Genomic DNA, 16,304 nt, shown 5'->3' with positions numbered 1-16,304 from the left:
ATGGGGTGAGCCTGTATGGAACAGGACAAGAAGCTGAAGCGTGACAACAATCATAGTCCATTTAAGGAAGACAATTATACGCACAATATCAGGAAAAATGAAGAAAGAAAATTGGATCGGCGAGGCTTTATGAAGACGCTGGTCGGGGCAGCCGGAGTTTTCGCCGTTTCTACGCTTCCATGGGGGACGCTCGCAGCCAAAGAATTGACCGGATTAACGAAAAAAGCGTATCCCCAACTGAAAATCACGGAGGTCAGCTCGCTGCAGGTCGGTGATGCGGTTGAATTTGCCTATCCGGGCGAGCACGATTCCGCGCTGCTGATTCGCCTTGGCGAAAACGAATACAAAGCTTATCAAAATGCGTGTACACACCTCAAATGTCCTGTGTTTTGGAGCAAAGAAAAGGATGAGATGGTTTGTCCTTGTCATCATGGGGTTTTCGATGCCAGAACCGGAGCACCCACAGCAGGGCCGCCAAAGAGACCTTTGCCGGAGATTCTCCTGAAGAAGGAGCAGGGCGCGATCTACGCGACTGGGGTGAAGCGATATGAAACGTAGTTATGTCGGTGTCATTTTATTATGTATCGTGTTGTTTCTTAATATCGTTTTTACCCAGAAAGCAGTGAATGCTTATTTCTTTGATCATTATCGTACAGTGCTAGTTTATGCTGCGTTGAATATTTTACTATTTCCTGCGGCCATCTGGATCTATCGTCGGGAGCGTGACGTCAAATGAATGTGAAAAAACTACAATTGCCTCTCCAAACAGTTTCTCTTGTATTAGGGTTTATGGTATGGGTCATTCTGTCTTCCTTAATGCCATTTATTAAAGAAACAATCAAGCTTACTCCCTCCCAGCTTACGTGGGTAACTGCAATTCCTGTCTTGTTCGGTTCCGTGATGCGTGTGCCTGTCGGGTATTGGACGAATCGATACGGCGCAAGAAAGCTATTCGCGATTTCCTTTATTTTATTGCTTGTGCCTGTATACTGGGTCAGTCAAGCGGATTCCTTCTGGGATCTGATCATTGGGGGATTCTTCCTGGGGATTGGCGGCGCCGTGTTTTCGGTGGGCGTTACCTCCTTGCCGAAATATTATCCCAAAGAACGCCATGGCTTCGTCAACGGGATTTATGGAATCGGGAATTTGGGAACCGCACTCTCTACGTTTGGAGCGCCCGTAATTGCCAATCATATTGGGTGGTCCAAGACGGTATTGTTGTACAGCATTTTACTGATTGTTATGGCTGTATTGAACTTTTTCGCGGGTGATCGCAAAGAGACGCCTGTACGAACATCGCTCGTCGAGCAAATCAAAGGAGTTTCAGGCAATTCCAAGCTCTGGTTCTTATGCTTGTTTTACTTTTTGACTTTCGGCTCTTTTGTCGCATTCACCGTGTATTTGCCGAATTTCATGGTAAGCAGCTTTCATTTATCGAAAGTAGATGCCGGCATGCGTACGGCTGGATTCATTGTGCTGGCAACGGCGATGAGACCAATCGGGGGTTACCTCGGGGATAAATTCAACCCGTTCAAAATTCTGATGTTCGTCTTCGCCGGCTTGACGGCTGCGGGAGTTCTGTTATCCTTTGCGCCGTCGATGACCTGGTACACGGTAGGCTGTTTAACGATTGCATTTTGTGCAGGTACCGGCAATGGCACGATCTTTAAATTGGTTCCCATGTATTTTACGAAGCAAGCGGGTATCGCGAACGGAATTATCTCAGCAATGGGCGGATTAGGCGGATTTTTCCCGCCGCTGCTGCTAACGTTCCTGTTCAAGCTCACAGGTCATTACGCCATTGGCTTCATGGCTTTATCAGAAGTCGCTTTAGCCAGCTTAATACTCATCGTTTGGATGTTCTATCAGGAGAAATTAGGCCTGTCGTCCAAAATTATTGAAAACACGGTAGAAGGCATTATGGTCACGGATACGAATGGCAAGATTCAATCGGTTAACGCTGCGTTCACGGAGCTGACGGGTTATGACGCCAAAGAAGTCATGGGACTAACGCCAAGCTTGTTGAAATCGGGCAAACAGGATCGCAGTTTCTACGATGCCATGTGGGATAAAATTCGCAATCAGGGCTTCTGGCAGGGCGAAATCTGGAATCGCAAAAAGAACGGCGATGTGTATCTGGAATGGCTTACGATCAGCGCAGTCAAGAATGACGCCGGAGATGTCGTCTACTATTCAGGAATGTTTAGCGATATTACGAAACAAAGAGGCTTTAAGTAGGAGGCAGATGAACCATGCTGAGTGAGTTTACGCTGGATTTATGTTTTATTCGCGAGCACGCCGAGTCGCCCTTCGATGCAAGGATCGAACAACTATTGGAGGCGCTTTTCGCCGGGAAAGGAACCTGGTATATCGATTCGCGGGTAGAAGAGGGACTTGATATCGCCGTCGCCGAGGTCAAGGGCATGGCGAGTTGGCAAAATGAAGATGAGCTTCTTCATTACATCGAAGAGTCCGCAGCGTCTGATCCAGCCTCTGGCTCCGATTGCTGGGACTCGCTTCAGGGCTACCAGGTGAAGGTAACGCCAAAAGAAGATGCTGGCTGCTGCAGCCTGAAGAAGGAGGCCACCGCATGAAATGGGAAGAATTATTATCGCAATGGATCGGCTCTCAGATTGAGGTGCACATTGAGGATCAGGCAGGGCTTGACCCGCTGGCGCCCCCGAAGAAAATGAAGCTGGAGAAGATACGTATTTCCGAAGATCGGGACTACATGCAAATGTATATGAATGAGCATCAATTCTTGGCCATTCCTCTGAGGGGAGAAGAGCATACGAGTCTCATCCATTCGGAGAATGGAGCGATTCTTAGCTCGTCCGACATCCCTGCGCAGCTGGTGTATAAAGTCCATTTCGGTTTATAGTTTTAGGATTAAAAGGGCTCGCCTCTTACAAGGAGTGGCATGAGGCTTGTTGGATCAAGCACTCATGGCCGTCTTGCTGGGCTTGCCCTGTTTTTCTTTTCTTAGTATTCATTTTATCCCTTTCCACCCAGAGTTTGCTGCATACATATTTTCAACCCTGTTGCATGCGTTATATTTAATTAAGTAGATATTACCTAGTTTTTTTCAAACTACGGAGTGTACTTTTTTTAGAATTCTGTGTATACTAATTATGTCGACAACTTCAGGTTGTCTGTCCGATTACGCGGATGTGGCACTCGCGCGTACCCGCTTGGGGGCACCTTAGGGTGAAAAAATTATACCATTCCTATCCCACAGGGAGATGATCTCTGTCGCTGCCAACTTATATGGATTAATTAATCGGGTCGACCTTGGCATACAAGGTCGATTCTTTATTTAGGGAGAACTATGCCATTAAGCATTCAAGAACTATTAAATCTCAAGGAGTTACCTTCAGAGGAAGAACTAAGTCTACAAATACTTGCTGAATTTTATGAACAGCTTCTTTGTAATCGAATTTTCCATTACAAAGTGAGGCATAAGGTCGGAGAGATCAAGTTGCATTTCAAGACCTCGGATCTACCGCATTTGCTTGGCATTCATAAAATAAAAACGGGTTCTACTCATCGAGGGAAACGTGGGTTTCCGGCACTAAAAAGCGGAAATTTAACCTTGCTGGATCTTAAACGAGCGAATGAAGGTAATTACGTAAGAATAATCTACCGTATCTTACATTTCCCTTTTATCAATCAACTTATGTATGATCCGGAAGCCATAATATTTAGACCAGATCTGGCACAAAGCACAATAGATGCTGAATTTATGTTTTACAATACATACAGCGGCCGCGTTCTCCATTTGGGAATTAAGAGAGAAACATCTACGGACTTATATATTCCAGTTACTTTCCTAGAAAGAAAAAATCCTTACTCCAACATGACCAAAGTACTTATAGACAAGATCCAAGTATATACCGAAGGTCAAAATCTTGAATTAATAAATTCGCCTACGCTGGCTGATAATATACAAATAAAAAGAGGCCTCTAGATTTTTGAAAAAATCGATTTTAAGCATTTGCGCCTTACGCTATAGTACCTCATCGCTCGCGGTACGCCTTTGATTTCCAAGGATCCATTGTAGACAAGCTGCCTTAACCGGTATTCAAAATAGCTATCACCAATGTATTGATCACAGTATCCGAGTGCTTCACCTATTACCCTTGCAGCCTTAATAAAATCATTATTTGACCTGCAGGTATGCAGTTTCTCAACAGTCTCCAGCAAATAGGAATCGAAATGCTGTTCTTCGACGTTAAGGATACGTTCACCATCCCATATCCGTAATACATGATATTGTTTCGCAAGCGATAACCATTCCTGTTCCAGCAACTGCCTTGTTTCGCATGTTATAGGCCCACTTTCCTCGGTTTCTCCAAAAACAGACCGAAGCTTCTCTGGAGGGATTTCTCCTGCGTGTAAATAGACGATTGACCGATCAGCAGTATTGAACCTTCTCTCACAAGCTTCTTCTACATTAAAAACAAATAGTTCATTCTGAATCTGAATTTCCCTCAGTAAATAAACGGCATATCGCAATCCAACTTGCTCGTGAGCGTTATTTCCGCTCCATATCACAATGGAAGCTTCAGCCGGAATAGTGGCAATTTGCTCGGTAAGTCTTTGATGATAAGTTTCCTCACCATACTCAGCATCCTCGTCCCCCTTGTTGATGTGGTCTCTGAACCACTCACCTCTATAGGCTCGTCCACCTTTCTCATGAAGTTGCCATAGAGGACCAATCGAATATTGATCCCGAAAACATATCACCTTGTTCGCATCCGCATATCCCATCTGCTTAATGGCCAATTTCAAACTTCCGGCAATAGAATCACCGAAAACTATGTGTACTTTCGTGGCGGCAGCATTCGGTTCCCAGTTCATTGTTCGATTATCTGGAACTAGAAGTTCACCGTAGAGTGCCTTCATGCTTTTATATAGATCTATTTTTGCTTCATTGTTCGCTTCATCTATAATATCCAGTTGAAGCATGATAAGCATGAGGAGCTTCTTTGCTTCTTGCGGGGAAAGTTCATCGATTGCCTTACGTATTATTGATAGATTGTTCAATTGCTGTAGCCTCCCTTCCACATAAGCATATTTCGCTTACTCTCTCCGATTATGTAATAAGTAATTATTCGAGTTAATGGTTTCTCTTCCCTTTTTTGCAAAAATCTTGACCTTATCGCAACGTCAGCCTTTATTCTATGAGAGAAGTTAAAATGAAGGAGGATACACGATGCCGGACCATACTGACATTTATAAGAATGAGGCAGCGAAGTATGAGCTATTAATTTCCAGACAGCCTAATTTAATCAAAATTATTGAGGAAATCAGGGCAGTAAAAGGATTGGATATAATTGATCTGGGGGCGGGCACAGGTAGATTGACTACTTTACTGGCACAAGAAGCAAAATCAATCATTGCTTTGGATGCTTCAGAAACTATGCTTCAAATAACAGAAAATAAATTAAAGAAGTTGGGCTATTCGAATTTCTTGACTAAGGTAGCTGACAATAGAAAGCTTCCTCTTGAAGATAGAAGTGCCGATGTCGTTGTTGCAGGTTGGACTATTGCCTATTTAGCTAATACAGATGTTCAGGATTGGAAACAAAACATTACTCAAATAATTTCAGAGCTGCAACGAGTTCTTCGCCCGGATGGAACAATTATTATTTTTGAGACAATGGGTACTGGAACGGAGGTGCCTGATCCTCCACATGTTCTAAAAGAATATTATCGAATATTGGTTGAAGAATATGGCTTTAATCACAAGTGGTTAAGGACTGATTACCATTTTGAGAGTATAAATGAAGCTGAGGAATTGACCCGATTTTTCTTTGGGGATGCGCTGGCAAACAAAGTTCGTGATGAAGATCTTGTTTGCTTGCCTGAATGCGCAGGTGTCTGGTGGCTTCAAATATAGACGTTTCGGAAGGGTGTATATTAAAAACAGCCATCAACTTAACGCATGAAAAAGTAGAGTTTGCAAGCAGACTTTACTTTTCCATTTATTTGCACTTGCTATGGCAGTGCTTACTCAGCTCGCAGGCAGCGCATTTACCTTGTTTACTCTTTCGATAATACTTAATAATTGTCCATAACGAATAGCCAAAAATCAACAATCCGGCAGCGATATTCAGCAGCATAATTAGCCCTCCTCCATCCAATCAGGCATACCCAAGCCAAATGCCGATTCTGTAAATGATGAGTGTGACAATGTAGGCCACCATAAACGAATAGGCCACAGCAAACCACGTCCAGCGGATGGAGGCCGTTTCCTTCTTAATGACACCGACAGTGGCTAAGCAGGGTACGTACAGCAGGATAAAGGCCATGAAACAATACGCTTGCAGCGGAGTGAAAAAGCCTGTCAACATATCTTGCAGCTGCGCGTCAGAAGGTGCATTGTAAATAATATTCATCGTGGAAACAACAACCTCCTTAGCGAAAAAACCGCTAACCAAGGACGCGCCTGCCTGCCAGTTGCCGAAACCTAACGGCGCGAGGAGAGGTGCCAGAACACCTCCGATGGCATGTAAAAAGCTTTGTTCCATAGGCAAATTCCACCCGCTCGGCCCCGTATAGCTCAGCAGCCAAATGACCACAGAGCCGCCGAATATGAAGGTGCCGGCCTTTTTGACGAAACCTTTGCCCTTCTCCCAGGTCCCTCGAAATAAGGTCGTCCATTGCGGAAGCCGGTAAGGCGGCAATTCGATCACGAAAATTGATTTCTCTTCTTTGAGTATCGATAATGAGAATACTTTCGCCAGTAAAAAGGCAATCACGATGCCGAGAACATAGAGTGAAAGAACAATGAGGGCTTGATGTTCGTTAAAAAACGTCCCGACAAACAAGCTATACACGGTTAGTCGGGCCGAGCAGGACATAAGCGGCGTAAGCAGTATCGTCATAAGCCGTTCCTTAGGCTGCTCAATGCTTCTTGCCGCCATAATTCCCGGCACATTGCACCCGAAACCAATAATCATGGGAATGAAGGCTTTCCCGTTTAGTCCGGCCATTTCGGCAACTTTATCCATAACAGTAGCCACGCGCGCCATATACCCTGAATCCTCGATAAATGAAATAATGCCAAATAACACAAAAATCTGCGGTACAAATACAAGAACACCCCCGACACCCTGCACAATCCCATTCATTATGACAGCTTGTATGAATTCGGAAGCGCCGATCCTACTCAGAAATTCAATCAATTTTTCATTGAAATAACCATGCAGAAATCCATCCAGAAGATCTGAAAGAGGCCCGCCGATCCATTCGAAAGTTAGCTTGAAGGTCAGATACATCGCAGCAAGAAATAAGGGAATGCCTAGATATCTATTCGTTACAATGCGGTCGATTCGTTCCGAAAAGGGAATAGAGCCATTGTTTTTTTGCATGAAGCATTTACGCAATATCGCGTCTATCGCTTCATTTCGAACATGTTGAATATATTGCCATAGCGATTTGCCGGTTTGTTCCCTTAGGGCTTTCTCGGTAAGCCTGAATAATGTATGCAGCTGATCAGTTGTGATCATCGACTCTAACAAGCGTTGTGCAACCAGATTACCCTCAAAATATTGCAGGACCAACCAACGCTTATACCTGGCTTCCGCCGGCAGTTGATTGGATATGCGTAGGATGGCTTCTTCCAGAATCTGACCATAATGCAGCTGAAGCGAGTGCTGACCATCAAGCCGGCTGCTCGTAAATGTCTGAGAAAGCTCTCTGCACCCTGCACCGGTGCGGGCTACTACGGGAATAATGGGGAGCTGGAGCAGTTCCGACAATGCTTGAACGTCAATCTGCATGCCGCGTCCCTTGGCAACATCCATCATATTTAAAGCAATCAGCAAGGGTTTGCCCATCTCTGCGAGCTGAAAAGTCAAATGCAGATTTCTCTTTAGTTGGCTTGCATCTACCACGTTGAGGATGAACGAGCAATCCTCTTGCGCCAAGAATTGTGTGGTGACGCCCTCGTCTTTCGACAAGGGACTTAAGGAATAAATCCCGGGGAGATCAACTAGTTGACCTTGTTTATTTTTTAAAATGCCGACCTTTTTTTCTACGGTAACACCCGACCAATTCCCAACATACTCGTAGGAGCGGGTCAGTGTGTTGAATAATGAAGTTTTTCCCGTGTTGGGATTGCCAATCAGGGCGATGGTCAGCATACGTCTTCCACCAGAATCCTGTTTGCTTCACGATGTCGGAGAGCTATCCAGAGCCCGCCTGCATCGATCGTGCATGGGCCTTTGAAAGGGAGGTATTTCTTCATGCATACCATAGTACCTTCGATGATGCCAAGATCACTTAAGCGTTTGCGCACCAATGCATGGGCGCCCGCTAAATCGCTGATTCGCACTGTTTGATCAATGCCTGTTTCGGTTAGCCGCATCTCTATCATCCTTTCTCGACTGAAAATGATTATCAATAAGAAGATTATAATCAAAAGAGAGCTTTTGGAATGTGATGTTGATCACAACGCCGCAGGAGTTAATACATACAAAATGTGGATATTTAATTCGCGATTTCCAACTGTGATACGTATAACATTTTCGAGGAAAATCTTAAGCTACACTATAGTTTGAACGTTTGTAAGTGAGCAGAAGGGAGAGGCGGGAATGCTAAAATTCTATACAAAGATGGTTCGAACGTTTGATGATCTGCCTGGTTACACGTCGTTATTGATCCATTCGCTTGCCGGGTGTAATTTACACTGCTGCGGGTGCCATAACTATGCGGAATTGGTTGCCGCAGATCATGATTTTTTTTTGACATCCACCGATATCATCGAGCAGATCAAGAAGAACGGTTATTTATTTGACGCCATTATTATTAGCGGCGGCGAGTTTCTCATGGGCAACCTCACAGAGATTTGCGAATTTCTATCGCTTTTGAAAACCGTGTTTGCGAAGACAATCATCATCAATACGAACGGCACTTTTCCGGAGAAGATCAATGCCTTGTTGGCAAACGATTGGGTCGACGGCATCCATATCGATATGAAAATGCCTTACCATTGTTTTGAACAAAAGCGTGATACGGCTATCTACCAGACGGTTCTGGGAATTGTTCCGACGAAGGAACTGATTCGAAATATGCTGGAATCGCTGCATACGGTCATTAAACATAACAGCCCAGTCAGCCAGGTTCGAACTGTCAAATACCCGGTTTTAAGTGGGGACTATTTTGAACAAATCGAGCACTATGTGAACTTTTTGAATCGCTGCTATAACAGCAAGGTTCCTTACCAACTAAACGAATTTTACTCGGAAAGAGAGATGCACGATGTTTAATCAACTGGAAGAAATCATCGATACGTTTACCTCGGGGGTAGATAACAAAAGATCGGATTACTTAAAGCATGAAAACAGTAATTTTGTGTACTCTTTATCGCTGCTCCGGCACAATCTCACGAATTTCGGCGAAGAGAAATTTTTGCTGTCGCACATTTTACCGCAGAAGCTGACGGAGCTTTATGAAGAAGGCATCGTGTATATTCATGATAAACAGTTGAGTCCTTATTGCATGAGCGTCGGATGTAAGGATATTGCTATGCTCGGAATTCCAAGTCTAGCCAAAAACATGCTGTCCTCCAAACCGGCAAAGAGGCTGGATACGCTGTTAAGACATTTCAGCAACGTGATTGTATTGATGTCGCAGCAAGTGTCAGGTGCGGTTATGTTATCGCAAATGACCACGATTGCGGCTTCCTATTTATACTTTGAGGAAATCGAGCAGGGCCGATTCTATACGGATGAGGAACTGAAGCAGTTGTTTCAAAGCCTGATCTGGGAAATGAACATGCCGCTGAGAGGGGGATCCCAATCAGCTTTCTCCAACATTACGATGGAATTCGGCAAGCCTTCTGAGGAAATCAAAGATGATTTCGCGGTTGTCGGGGGAGAGGCCAAATCGGTCCAATACAAGGACATTCCATCCTCCTATTTCGATCGAATTAACCGAGCGGTTATTGATGTTATGCAGGAGGGGACCGGTTCAGGCATTCCGTTCACCTTCCCTTTAATGACGGTTCAAATTGATGATGCATTTAATTTCGAAAATGAGTTGTTTTTATATATGCTGGAGAAGATGTATTACTGGGGCGGCGTCTATTTCGAGAACTTCCGGACCAAGCCGTTCCTGGATGAAACGTACAGACAGTTCAATCCAATGATTAAACCGCGCGATCCGGAAGTGAGCCGAAGCTTATGCTGCCGCTTGCAGATTGATCTTTCTGTGCTCTCCCAGGTGGGCAGTGGCATATTTGGCAGTTCCACCGGATCGACCGGGGCTGTTCAAGTATTGAATTTAAACCTGAACCGCGTCCTCATGGAGTTCGGCGAGAACGAAGCTCTGTTGCGAGATCAGATGAGAGCCTATCTGGAAATCATGCAGGCAGGACATCAGGCCAAAAGAGCCTGGATTGAGAATAATAAAGAATTGTTCCCGACTTTCTATGCATTCAACAAGGATTTGAAAAATTATTTTAATGTCTTTGCCGTTACGGGGATGCACGAAGGATTACATAATATGGGGTTTGAGGGCGGATTGAATAACAGCGAAGGGAAGGATTTTGCCCATCGTCTTATGCAGTACATGACGGAGATTATTAACGAATTCATCGTCCGCGACGGGGTAGCTTGCGGGATTGAATTTGCCCCAGGGGAGAACGCCGCGATTAAGCTGGCAAGGCATGATGTGAAGTGGGCGGAGCAGCACGGACGCAGCATCTATGTACAAGGCTCCGGCGAGAACGTCTATTTAACATCCGGGTGCATGCTTCCCTTCAGCGAAGACGATTTCATCAGACAGATTGAAAATAGCGCTGAATTTCAAGGATATGCCACGTCGGGCAGCATTCTGCATCATTTTGTGGAAAGCAAAATTGCCCCGAGCCGGCTTGCGCAATATTTGAGCAACATCTTCGAAAAGCCTATCCACTACATTACACTAACGCCCACGATGTCCAGCTGTTTAAGCTGCAGCCGGCAGTTAGTGGCAACGGATGGGAAGAGCATTAAGAATTGCCCGGCTTGCGGAAGCGATGATATCGCAACCTACAGCAGGGTTATCGGGTATGTGAAGATGATTTCAAGAAAGAAAATTAAAGTGGATCAAGACGGTTATTACGGCGGTGAGTATAATTTCTGGAGTAAAGCAAGAAGGTATGATTGGAATACCAGAAAAAGGATGGGTACGTGTGATTTAAGTAACACCGCAAGCTCGGAGCTTCGTGTAAACTAGAGGAGAAAGGTTGTACACGAATAGAAGGTTGAGGCGAAGCGCAATCATGGAACTCTATGAATATATGGGTGGAGAGCAAACAATTAGACAGATCGTGAATACATTTTATCCAAAAGTCCTGGCGCATCCTTTGCTTGCGCCTATTTTTCCAGATGATATGGAACCATTGATGGAAAAGCAGTTTCAATTTCTGACGCAATTTTTTGGAGGGCCTTCCTTGTACACGGACTTACACGGCAATCCCATGATGAGAGCCCGGCATGCGCCTTTTCCGATCACCAGGGAGCGGGCCGAAGCGTGGTTGGCCTGTATGCAAAGCACCCTCGAGGAAGTTGTGCCTTCCAATGAGCTGCGGTTGGTCATTTTGGATCGTTTGAAAGGCCCGGCTTATTTCTTTGTCAATAAAGAAGAGTAGAGTGGGGTGGGGTGGGGTAGGACAGGGTAGAGCAGAGCAGGGCAGGGCAGAGTAGGGTAGGGCACAGGGTAGAGGAGAGTAGGGCAGAACAGAGCAGGGCAGGGCACGGCAGAGCAGAGTAGGTAGATACGAACAGGGGCGTTCCACGATGTGGGCGCTCCTTTTTTGATCTCTTTTGATGCAGGTATTCCTCACCTGTGCGGTGATGAGCGGATCGTGGGTGCCTTATTGGGAGTCATATTCGGCTATTTGGCAATTTCGCGGAACGTCAGTTCGCTATTAGGGGGAAATGATGGGTTTTGGGTGGACTTTTGCATAAATAGCGTACCATAGTTCCGTCTCGTGAATCAAAACGAGCTATTTTTGAGGAATAGCGAACTGTAGTTCCGCATGCAGGGCTCATAGCTCAGCCGAACCGAGTCGGCTGATGGGCGAAGCGGAGCTGGGGCCAGTGCATCCCCGCGCTGCCCGCCAATGAGCTGCGGTTGATCATTTTGGATCGTTTTGAAAGACCTGGCTTATTTCTTTGTCAATAAAGAAGAGTAGAGTGGGGTAGAGTAGGACAGGGCAGAGGAGAGGAGAGGAGAGGAGAGGAGAGGAGAGGAGGGCAGAACAGAACAGAACAGAGCAGGGCAGGGCAGGGCACAGGGTAGAGCAGAGCAGGGAGATACGAACAGGCGAGTACCACGATGTGGGTGCTCCTTTTTTGATCTCTTTCGTTGCAGGAAATTCCTCGCCTGCTCGGTGATAGATGAGCGGATCGTGGGTGCCTTATGGGGAGTCATATTCGGCTATATGGCAATTTAGCGGAACGTCAGTTCGCTATTAGTGGGAAATGATGGGTTTTGGGCGGACTTTTGCTTAAATAGCGCACCGTAGTTCCGTCTCGCGAATCAAAACGAGCTATTTTTGAGGAATAGCGAACTGTAGTTCCGCATGCAGGGCTCATGGCTCAGCCGAACCGAATCGGCTGATGGGCGAAGCGGAGCTGGGGCTGGCTCATTCCAGCCGCCCCGCGCCACCGCTGTCCGAGCTCTGGCCGAGCCGCCCCGGCCGCCCCGCGTATCCGCCGCGCGATCGCAGTCGAGCCACCCGCGCCCCCGCGCCACGCCGCGCGATCGCAGTCGAGCCGCCCGCGCCCCCGCGCCACGCCGCCCGATCGCAGTCGGGCCACCCGCGTTCCCGCGCCCCGCTGCGCGATCGCAGTCGGGCCACCCGCATCCCCGCGCCCCGCTGCGCGATCGCAGTCGGGCCACCCGCGTTCCCGCGCCACGTCGCCCGATCGCAGTCGAGCCGCCCGCGTCCCCGCGCCACGCCGCGCGATCGCAGTCGGCCGCCCGCGCCCCGCTGCGCGATCGCAGTCGGGCCACCCGCGTTCCCGCGCCACGTCGCCCGATCGCAGTCGGGCCACCCGCGTCCCCGCGCCCCCGCTGCCCGAGCTCCGGCCGAGCCGCCCGCGTCCCCGCGCCGCGCCGCCAAAGCCGCGGCTAGTCGGTGCCACAATCCGTTGCGCTTCACCTGGCATGGATTTGCTGAAACAAGCGCTCAGCGGCTTTGCTGCCCTGAGCGATACAATCGGGAATGCCAACGCCGCGGAACGATCTGCCGGCAACGATCATATCCGGGAAATGGGCTTGGAGCTCCTCTTCCATTTCCTGAAGCCGCTCAAGATGACCGACCAAATACTGAGACATGGCCTCTGAGTGTCTTGTGAGTTCTGTGAACAACGGAGTTACCTTCTCTCCGGTGATATGGTTTAAATCCCTGTTTGCGACTTCGATCAGCTCATGATCGGCAAGCTGTTGGTGGGTCTGATCTTTGAAGTGGCCGATGTAGACTCTTACTAAAACTTTTCCTTCTGGCGCGGTATGCTGCCATTTGGCTGAAGTCCATGTGCAAGCTGTGACGTGAAGACCCTCTTGTCTGGGGACGACAACGCCTGAGCCTTGCAGAGGTTTACTGAACTGAGCTTGATCGAAGGCCATGACCACATTGGCGACGGACGCGCTGGGGATTTGTCCCAATTTCCTCGTCAGGCGTTGGGATGCGCCGTGAATCATGTGGACGGCTTGTTCAGCAGGTGCCGCCATAATAATTCCGTCTGCCTGCAACACCTCACCGTCAGCAAGTCGAATTTCATACCCTTCCCATTGCCGTGAAAGGCTCACAACAGATTGGTTAAGGCGTATTCGGACGCCTGATCGCTCCAGTACTTCTTTTAAGCGTTCGACTAACGTGTAAAGTCCTCCCTTATAAGTAAGGAACATGGAGCCGCGCAGATGGGGAGGAAGCTCGACGCCACCAGCATGCGGCGGGGGCGTTTGCTGGTTTTTCCGTGAGGCGAGCATCCCCAGAATGAGGCTGCGGTGCTTATTTTCCATTTCAAGCAATTGGGGAAATGTGGCTGCCGTGCTTAACATATGCAGGTCTCCCGCGTAGATGCCGGCGAGGACAGGGCTGACTAAACGTTCGGTAACCTCTGAACCCAGTCTGCGCTCAATTAAATCGCCGAGGGACTCATCAACGTATACAGGTTTCCTGGGCAAGAAAAAATCCAAAGCTGCTCGGGTTTTTCCTGGTAGCGACAGCAGAGAAGTACTAATGAAAGGTTTAACTTGGGTCGGAATCCCCATGGCCAGCCCTGCAGGCATGGGATGCAGCCGTCCCTTCAAGAAAATAAAGCTTTTTGAAGCCGTTGCGGATAGACGGGTCAAATCACCGAGCAGACCCAGTTCCTTGGACAAGGTTAACACCGAAGGTTTTCGTGACAAGAAAGAATCAGGGCCTTTTTCTATGATAAAGCCGTCACGCTTTGAAGTTTGGATGGCGCCGCCCAATGTAGGGCTCTTTTCGATGAGCGTGATTTGAATGGACTCGTTGGTGGCGGCGAATTGCTTGTGTAATTCGTAAGCGGCTGTTAGCCCTGTAATGCCTCCGCCGATAACCACGATATGATTAGTTTTCATGCGAGAGCCCTCCTGCCTTCATTTTTTCCAATGTAACATGGGCGGGGAACCTAAGATATGACGTAAATCACTCTTGTTTTTTTATAAACGTGATATCCATCACATTCTGCGGCTGCGTCCTCTCGTATACTGAAACTGTGATTGAGAACGAGTCTTCTAGGAGGATGGTTAATGATGGACCAATTCGCAACGATAATCAAAGCTCCCGAGTACCCCCCACAGCTCAAACATAAAGTGATTTTTGAATCCTTCGATCGACTGGCGCCCGGAGAAGCGATGCTGCTCATTAATGATCATGATCCGCGCCCATTGCGCTATCAATTTGAAGCAACACGCCCCGGATCGTTTCAATGGGAGTATTTGGAACAAGGACCTGAAACCTATCAGGTGAAAATCGGGAAGCTCAGCTAAAGGAGGACCGGCAGATGGCAGAAGTGGAAGTTCTTAACCCTACTACACTCCGGATCACAGCAACGTTGGAAGATGCTTTAACGATGATTAATGAGGCATCGGAACATGTGGAACAATACGCCGAAGATATCCTAACCATATGCGATAAGATGCCTGAGTTTGACTACACCTATTTCTGCTTCTATGCCTACGATACAGCCTCTCTGTTTGAGAACATGCTGGGAATTGATCCTAAGCAGTATTTATCTTTTAGCATGAATGCTCCTGATGCGTTCTTCTATACCCTGTATGGAGGTATGCGGGGATTGCATAATCTGGCAAGCCGTTATTTGCAGCAGAAGGAAGCAGTCTAAAGCAAGATATGAGGTGCCGAAATGATGAAAAAAGTGAATATTGTTGAGCTAGAGGTACGCCCTTTTTTGAGGAAAAAGTTGGACCCGTTTAAACTCATTATGGAAGCTGTGGCTTCTCTAAAAGATGAAGATTTGTTTATTTTGCACGTCATGTTCAAGCCAGTTCCTTTATTTGGCGTTATGAAACTCAAGGGGTATGCGCATAAGGCAGAGGAGATCGATGAGCAGTACTGGATTGTCGCTTTTGCCCGCGGCACGCATCTAAAGGCTGAACTGGAGGCTTTGCAGCTGCGAGAGCTTGCCAAACAGGAGGAAGTGGGGGAGCTGGCTCATGAGCAAAAAGGTGATTGAACTTGATAATCGCGGGCTAACGCCTCCTGAACCGATGGTTCGTACAATCCGGGTCCTGGAAGAAAGTGAAGTCGGTGACCAGGTGAAGATCCACAATGATCGGCTGCCGATGTTTCTAATTGAAGAACTGCAGCGATTGGGGTTCCCGTATCAAGTGGAGCACCAGGCTGACGGATCTGCCATAGTCACGATTAACAAGGCCAAATAGGCTGGAAGGATGGAGAGTGATGGTTGTATGGAGTTAACCATTGAGCAAATCCGTGAGCAGTTGAAACGCGTATTGGATCCCGAGCTAGGCGTTAATATCGTAGATTTAGGTCTTATCTATGAGATCGGCCTGAAGGATGGAGACGTCACGATCCGGATGACGCTGACAACGCCCGGCTGTCCTCTGCATGATACGATTGTAGGCGGCGTTCATCGTACGTTGGAAGGCGAGCCGGGGATCGCCAACGTTCAGGTTGAAGTCGTTTGGGAGCCGCAATGGACGCCAGCGTATATGTCGGAGTCGGCTAAAACGCAGTTGAATTATGTTTAAAATGGCAGGTGAGCCGGAGTAAAGTCTGGCTCTTTTTTTGCATG

19 protein-coding genes are annotated in these 16,304 nt (G+C 47.4%); 14 read left to right on the top strand and 5 right to left on the bottom strand.

What is annotated here, in order from left to right; all coding sequences use genetic code 11:
• Positions 1 to 15 precede the first annotated feature (15 nt).
• From ABRS97_RS18835 to ABRS97_RS18815, 5 genes are all read left to right on the top strand, one after another.
• On the top strand, positions 16 to 558 hold the full coding sequence (locus tag ABRS97_RS18835) for a Rieske 2Fe-2S domain-containing protein (RefSeq protein ID WP_367816590.1): 543 nt from the start codon (positions 16 to 18) through the stop codon (positions 556 to 558).
• Between the two features lie 174 nt (positions 559 to 732).
• Entirely contained in the window at positions 733 to 2,238 is a 1,506-nt protein-coding gene (locus ABRS97_RS18830) for an MFS transporter (protein WP_367816592.1), read from the top strand.
• 14 nt (positions 2,239 to 2,252) lie between these two features.
• The gene (locus ABRS97_RS18825; RefSeq protein ID WP_367816593.1) at positions 2,253 to 2,594 is read left to right on the top strand and encodes a hypothetical protein; all 342 of its coding nucleotides are present in this window, start codon (positions 2,253 to 2,255) and stop codon (positions 2,592 to 2,594) included.
• Positions 2,591 to 2,881 (top strand): hypothetical protein, encoded by a 291-nt coding sequence (locus tag ABRS97_RS18820; RefSeq protein WP_367816595.1) that lies wholly within the window; start codon positions 2,591 to 2,593, stop codon positions 2,879 to 2,881. Before ABRS97_RS18825 ends, ABRS97_RS18820 begins: the two co-directional genes overlap by 4 nt.
• A 447-nt stretch (positions 2,882 to 3,328) precedes the next feature.
• Positions 3,329 to 3,967, top strand: a complete 639-nt coding sequence (locus ABRS97_RS18815) for a PBECR4 domain-containing protein (RefSeq protein WP_367816597.1) — start codon at positions 3,329 to 3,331, stop codon at positions 3,965 to 3,967.
• Here ABRS97_RS18815 and ABRS97_RS18810 read toward each other — a convergent pair.
• The gene (locus ABRS97_RS18810; protein WP_367859125.1) at positions 3,964 to 4,968 is read right to left on the bottom strand and encodes a DUF1835 domain-containing protein; all 1,005 of its coding nucleotides are present in this window, start codon (positions 4,966 to 4,968) and stop codon (positions 3,964 to 3,966) included. The two genes, ABRS97_RS18815 and ABRS97_RS18810, sit on opposite strands and share 4 nt — an antisense overlap.
• 247 nt (positions 4,969 to 5,215) lie before the next feature.
• On the opposite strand from ABRS97_RS18810, the gene ABRS97_RS18805 reads away from it, so the two are divergent.
• Positions 5,216 to 5,902 (top strand): class I SAM-dependent methyltransferase, encoded by a 687-nt coding sequence (locus ABRS97_RS18805; RefSeq protein ID WP_367816601.1) that lies wholly within the window; start codon positions 5,216 to 5,218, stop codon positions 5,900 to 5,902.
• Between the two features lie 85 nt (positions 5,903 to 5,987).
• Here ABRS97_RS18805 and ABRS97_RS18800 read toward each other — a convergent pair whose 3' ends face one another.
• The 3 genes from ABRS97_RS18800 to ABRS97_RS18790 are packed head-to-tail and all read right to left on the bottom strand — an operon-like array spanning position 5,988 to position 8,374.
• Positions 5,988 to 6,125 carry a FeoB-associated Cys-rich membrane protein gene (locus ABRS97_RS18800; protein WP_367816603.1) on the bottom strand — a complete coding sequence of 46 codons (138 nt, stop codon included), beginning with the start codon at positions 6,123 to 6,125 and terminating at the stop codon, positions 5,988 to 5,990.
• A 21-nt stretch (positions 6,126 to 6,146) separates the two neighbouring features.
• Positions 6,147 to 8,150 (bottom strand): ferrous iron transport protein B, encoded by a 2,004-nt coding sequence (feoB, locus tag ABRS97_RS18795; RefSeq protein ID WP_367816605.1) that lies wholly within the window; start codon positions 8,148 to 8,150, stop codon positions 6,147 to 6,149.
• Entirely contained in the window at positions 8,144 to 8,374 is a 231-nt protein-coding gene (locus ABRS97_RS18790; protein WP_367816607.1) for a FeoA family protein, read from the bottom strand. The genes feoB and ABRS97_RS18790 overlap by 7 nt, the downstream gene beginning before the upstream one ends.
• Before the next feature lie 226 nt (positions 8,375 to 8,600).
• Between ABRS97_RS18790 and ABRS97_RS18785 the strand changes: the two genes are divergently transcribed.
• Genes ABRS97_RS18785 through ABRS97_RS18775 form a run of 3 tightly spaced genes read left to right on the top strand, consistent with a single transcriptional unit; the run spans position 8,601 to position 11,641 of the window.
• Positions 8,601 to 9,275, top strand: a complete 675-nt coding sequence (locus ABRS97_RS18785) for a radical SAM protein (protein ID WP_367816609.1) — start codon at positions 8,601 to 8,603, stop codon at positions 9,273 to 9,275.
• Positions 9,268 to 11,226 carry an anaerobic ribonucleoside-triphosphate reductase gene (gene nrdD, locus ABRS97_RS18780; RefSeq protein ID WP_367816611.1) on the top strand — a complete coding sequence of 653 codons (1,959 nt, stop codon included), beginning with the start codon at positions 9,268 to 9,270 and terminating at the stop codon, positions 11,224 to 11,226. The genes ABRS97_RS18785 and nrdD overlap by 8 nt, the downstream gene beginning before the upstream one ends.
• 46 nt (positions 11,227 to 11,272) lie before the next feature.
• Positions 11,273 to 11,641, top strand: a complete 369-nt coding sequence (locus ABRS97_RS18775; RefSeq protein WP_367816612.1) for a globin domain-containing protein — start codon at positions 11,273 to 11,275, stop codon at positions 11,639 to 11,641.
• A 1,514-nt stretch (positions 11,642 to 13,155) separates the two neighbouring features.
• Here the strand turns inward: ABRS97_RS18775 and hemG are convergent.
• Positions 13,156 to 14,607 (bottom strand): protoporphyrinogen oxidase, encoded by a 1,452-nt coding sequence (gene hemG / locus ABRS97_RS18770; RefSeq protein WP_367816614.1) that lies wholly within the window; start codon positions 14,605 to 14,607, stop codon positions 13,156 to 13,158.
• 174 nt (positions 14,608 to 14,781) lie between these two features.
• Between hemG and ABRS97_RS18765 the strand changes: the two genes are divergently transcribed.
• Genes ABRS97_RS18765 through ABRS97_RS18745 form a run of 5 tightly spaced genes read left to right on the top strand, consistent with a single transcriptional unit; the run spans position 14,782 to position 16,260 of the window.
• Entirely contained in the window at positions 14,782 to 15,018 is a 237-nt protein-coding gene (locus ABRS97_RS18765) for a DUF2249 domain-containing protein (protein ID WP_367816703.1), read from the top strand.
• A 14-nt stretch (positions 15,019 to 15,032) separates the two neighbouring features.
• Positions 15,033 to 15,371 carry a hypothetical protein gene (locus ABRS97_RS18760; RefSeq protein ID WP_367816615.1) on the top strand — a complete coding sequence of 113 codons (339 nt, stop codon included), beginning with the start codon at positions 15,033 to 15,035 and terminating at the stop codon, positions 15,369 to 15,371.
• A 21-nt stretch (positions 15,372 to 15,392) separates the two neighbouring features.
• Positions 15,393 to 15,722: a DUF2249 domain-containing protein gene (locus ABRS97_RS18755; RefSeq protein ID WP_367816617.1), complete on the top strand. Its 330-nt coding sequence runs from the start codon at positions 15,393 to 15,395 to the stop codon at positions 15,720 to 15,722.
• Positions 15,703 to 15,930 (top strand): DUF2249 domain-containing protein, encoded by a 228-nt coding sequence (locus ABRS97_RS18750; protein WP_367816619.1) that lies wholly within the window; start codon positions 15,703 to 15,705, stop codon positions 15,928 to 15,930. The genes ABRS97_RS18755 and ABRS97_RS18750 overlap by 20 nt, the downstream gene beginning before the upstream one ends.
• A gap of 27 nt (positions 15,931 to 15,957) precedes the next feature.
• Positions 15,958 to 16,260 (top strand): metal-sulfur cluster assembly factor, encoded by a 303-nt coding sequence (locus ABRS97_RS18745; protein WP_367816621.1) that lies wholly within the window; start codon positions 15,958 to 15,960, stop codon positions 16,258 to 16,260.
• The last annotated feature ends 44 nt before the right edge of the window (positions 16,261 to 16,304 follow it).

The sequence above is a fragment of the Paenibacillus tabacirhizosphaerae genome, from assembly GCF_040812395.1.
GTDB lineage: Bacteria > Bacillota > Bacilli > Paenibacillales > NBRC-103111 > Paenibacillus_E.
This window is presented reverse-complemented; position numbering and strand designations above follow the sequence as displayed.